Here is a 3,534-nt window from a genome sequence, read left to right on the forward strand (position 1 = left end):
TCGCGGTGCTGTTCACGAGCGTCAGCAAGATAGAGAGCGCGATGCCGCGTTTCGGCTTCTTCGCCATTCGCGAGTTCCACATTGCGATACGCGACGTGACGCATCTGCGGGATATGGTTTCACTTGCCCAGCTGGCCGGCGGTTCGCCTGAAAGTCTTGAGCAATTGGCGGCCGCAAACGATCTGGTCTACATCCGTTTCGAGCGGATCGACGGCGGCGACACGATTAGCGAAATCCCTGCCTACGCCGGTATCGTGCCGCAGGTCAATGACGCTGTGAAGCGGATCGATGCCATCCTTGCGGCCGGCTTGCCTTTCGATGAAAACAGCCTGAAAGAACTGGGAATTGAGCTCGACCAGATCGTCGCTCGCATGAACGACGAATACTACAAATATGGGGAAGAAGTTAACGTCGATCTTTATGCGGCCGAGAAGAACCTCAACAGGTTCAACTACCAGATTGCCTTTGCCTTGACGGTATTGTCGGCGCTTGCGATCGGAACCGCCGTGCTGCTCATCGGCCGACGGGAAACCATCAGCAAGCTCGAATTTCTCGCTTGGCGCGATGCGACGACCGAGTTGAAGAATCGCGCCTGGATGTCCGCCAACAGGGACGGGCTGCTGGAGCGGGCAAGGCTGGCCGGCAAGCCGCTCCGGCTGTTCCTGATCGACCTGGATCACTTCAAGAGCGTCAACGACACGTTCGGTCATCACATTGGCGATCTGCTGCTGAAGGCCGTTGCCGAGACCTTGCAGTCGGTCGAACGGCCAGGCGAAGTGGCCGCCGTCCGCCTGGGAGGAGACGAGTTCGCCGTCATGGCGATCGGGCATTCGGACGATCTCGGCCATCGTCTGCGCGAGCAGCTGAACCGGTTTGCCGATCTGGACGGTCACCAGGTGCGCATCGGCGCCAGCATCGGCATGGCGTCTTTCCCGGATCATGGCTCGGATATCTCCACCTTGTTGCGCAACGCCGACAGCGCGCTCTATGCCGCGAAGGCGGAAGGACGGTCCGGCTTTGTGACGTTCTCGCCTGCTATCCTCAGCCAGATTGATGCGCAGCTGGGCGAGGAGGCGGCGATCAAGCAAGCGCTGAACGCCGATGAGTATTTCTTGGTTTGGCAGCCACAGTTCGAATTGGCGACGGGGCGTATGATCGGCGCCGAAGCCCTGGTCCGATGGCGCGACCGCGTTTCGGGAACGGTGCGCCTGCCTGACTCATTCATTCCGACCGCGGAACGGAGTGATTTGATCCTGGAAATCGACAAGATCGTGCTGAGCAAGGCCTGCGCGCAGGCAGTGCAGTGGATGTCGATTTCCGCCGCCGATTTCATCTGCGCGGTCAATGTCTCGGGCAAGACCCTGCAGGACGATGGATTTTTCGTGCACCTCGCGGAGGTGCTGCTGCAAACGGGATTGCCGCCGTCGCGCCTGCAGTTGGAAATCACGGAAGGGGTTTTCATCCAAAGCAAAGATGCGTTGAACACATTGTCGAAGATTCGCAATCTCGGGGTCAGTTTGGCGCTCGATGATTTTGGATCCGGATATTCGAGTTTCGGCTACCTTGCCGATCTCGACCTCAATCAGCTGAAGATCGATCGATCGTTCTTGAACGATCTGGAATCATCCAGGAAAAAGCAGGACGTTGTCGGAGGAATTATCGCGCTGGCCAACTCTCTCAGCCTGACTGTCATGGCCGAGGGGGTGGAAACCGAAGGACAACTGGCTTTCCTGATCGCCGAACAATGCCACGGCGCCCAGGGGTTTTTCATGTCGGAACCGATCGACGAGAAATTGCTGACAAATCACCTGATTGCGCGGCGAGGCAGCCTCAAGGCCAAGGCCAGGTCCAAGCTGAACCTCTCGGCTTGATCGCAGCCTGGGCCCGATTCTAGACTTCCGTGAAGCGTCGACCTTCGAGAGCCGGCGCTATGAAAGCGAAGGCCACCACGCCTAGTGCGGCCGTCCCGGCCACACTTTCGAACTCTCACCCCGTGGCCGATTGGCGCTTCGCTCAGCGCTTGCCCCGCGGCCTGTCTCGATGATCCCGACCATTGCGCGAGTAAATTCGACCACGCTGTTTGCCGTGATGGCTGCCTTGTCGGGGCTTTGGCCAATCTGCTCGGCGGCCCCGCAACATGACAGGCGGATGCGATCGTAGTGCAGATCTCTCTCATCGTCTGGCAACGTCGCCAAATTCAGAGCCCGCCCGTGAATCATGCGCAGCAGCTGCGCCAGTGCTGTTTCGACACTCATGCGTTTTGCTCCGCATCGGTCGAACGTCGCGGCACACATAAGATGCCGGATCGTCGATGGGGGAGGGTTGGTTCCCGTCGCCCGATACGGAAAGGCTGCATCATAGCTGTTAATATATCGTTGATTGCTAATGTAAGCGCATAGCACCCGGCTTGCGGCGGTGTCCAAGCCAACGAAGGCGTGAAGGGAGGGCAGATAGCTGGCTGGGGTTCCTGGAAGCTTTTCGAACTTTCTGTCTTGCTCCTCCAGTCGAAATTGCGAGTGCTCAATGAGGGAGCGAGGTAGTGGATGCTCGTTGCCGTCCAGCTTCAGAGCCGAGACGGGACCTGACGCCAATGGCGCTATAGAGGGAAGACCCGGGACGACTTGACGGTGCCGTAGACGAGGCTCGTCGTGATGGACCCAATGCCCGGAATGCCGTGCAGGCGGTTGCGGACGAAATGTTCGTATTCGTCGAGGTCCGCCACGACGACACGCAGGAGATAGTCCGCCTCTCCGGTTAGCAGGAAGCAGTCGAGGATCTCGTCCGCGCCATGTATGCGCTTCTCGAAACGCTCGACGGCCTCGCGTTCATGCCGTTGCAGGGCGATGCGGATGAAGGCGGTGATCTGAAAACCGCAGGCCCGCGTGTCGACATCCGCGGAGTAGCCGACGATTACGCCAGCCTCTTCAAGCAGGCGCACCCGTCGCAGGCATGGAGACGGAGAGAGGTTCACGCGTGCCGCCAGGTCCTGGTTGGTCAGCCGGCCATCGCGCTGCAGCTCCCGGATGATCTGGCGATCCTTGGCATCTATTTGTTTCATTTTCGGATTGGACAATCGTGATATTCCAATTTTGTGAGGCATAGTGGCATTATTTGGCAGCACCTGCCAGACGCTCGATGCAAAGATTCAGGCCGTCCCAAGCCATGAGGTCGCCATGAACCCCCGCCAGCCCGCCAGTTTTGCCACCCGCGCCATTCACCTTGGCCATGATCCGGCGCAGCATGAGGGTGCACTCACGCCGCCGCTGCACCTGACCTCGACCTATGCCTTCGACAGCGCCGAGGCAGGAGCCGCACTCTTTGCCGGCGAGGCGCCGGGGCACATCTATTCGCGCATCTCGAACCCGACGCTCGATCTCCTCGAGCGCCGCTGCGCCGACCTGGAAGGCGCCGAAGCGGGAGTTGCGCTGGCTTCGGGAATGGGCGCCATCTGCTCGGTGTTCTGGACCTTCCTGTCTCCCGGCGACGAGATCATCACCGACAACACGCTCTACGGCTGCACCTTCGCCTTCATGC

4 protein-coding genes are annotated in these 3,534 nt (G+C 59.7%); 2 read left to right on the plus strand and 2 right to left on the minus strand.

Annotated elements, in window-relative coordinates:
- Positions 1–1,871 (plus strand): bifunctional diguanylate cyclase/phosphodiesterase (locus tag EOA33_RS28470; RefSeq protein WP_145989323.1); only part of this gene is annotated, 1,871 nt, incomplete at its 5' end.
- Between the two features lie 81 nt (positions 1,872–1,952).
- Here EOA33_RS28470 and EOA33_RS28475 read toward each other — a convergent pair.
- Complete coding sequence (locus EOA33_RS28475) at positions 1,953–2,255, minus strand: hypothetical protein (protein WP_127407154.1); 303 nt, start codon at positions 2,253–2,255, stop codon at positions 1,953–1,955.
- 341 nt (positions 2,256–2,596) lie between these two features.
- A complete protein-coding gene (locus tag EOA33_RS28480) occupies positions 2,597–3,058 on the minus strand; it encodes an Lrp/AsnC family transcriptional regulator (RefSeq protein WP_210212621.1) in 462 nt (153 codons plus the stop codon).
- A 115-nt stretch (positions 3,059–3,173) separates the two neighbouring features.
- Between EOA33_RS28480 and EOA33_RS28485 the strand changes: the two genes are divergently transcribed.
- Positions 3,174–3,534: PLP-dependent transferase (locus EOA33_RS28485; protein WP_190234395.1), on the plus strand; the 361-nt coding region annotated here is incomplete at its 3' end.

Origin of the sequence: Mesorhizobium sp. M4A.F.Ca.ET.050.02.1.1 (assembly GCF_003997725.1) — a bacterium.
In the GTDB taxonomy this organism is placed as follows: domain Bacteria; phylum Pseudomonadota; class Alphaproteobacteria; order Rhizobiales; family Rhizobiaceae; genus Mesorhizobium.

What these genes read in the sequence shown, in the direction of transcription:
- EOA33_RS28475 (WP_127407154.1), bottom strand. Translation starts at nt 2,255, where the DNA reads ATGAGTGTCGAAACAGCACTGGCGCAGCTGCTGCGCATGATTCACGGG.
- EOA33_RS28480 (WP_210212621.1), bottom strand. Translation starts at nt 3,058, where the DNA reads ATGAAACAAATAGATGCCAAGGATCGCCAGATCATCCGGGAGCTGCAG.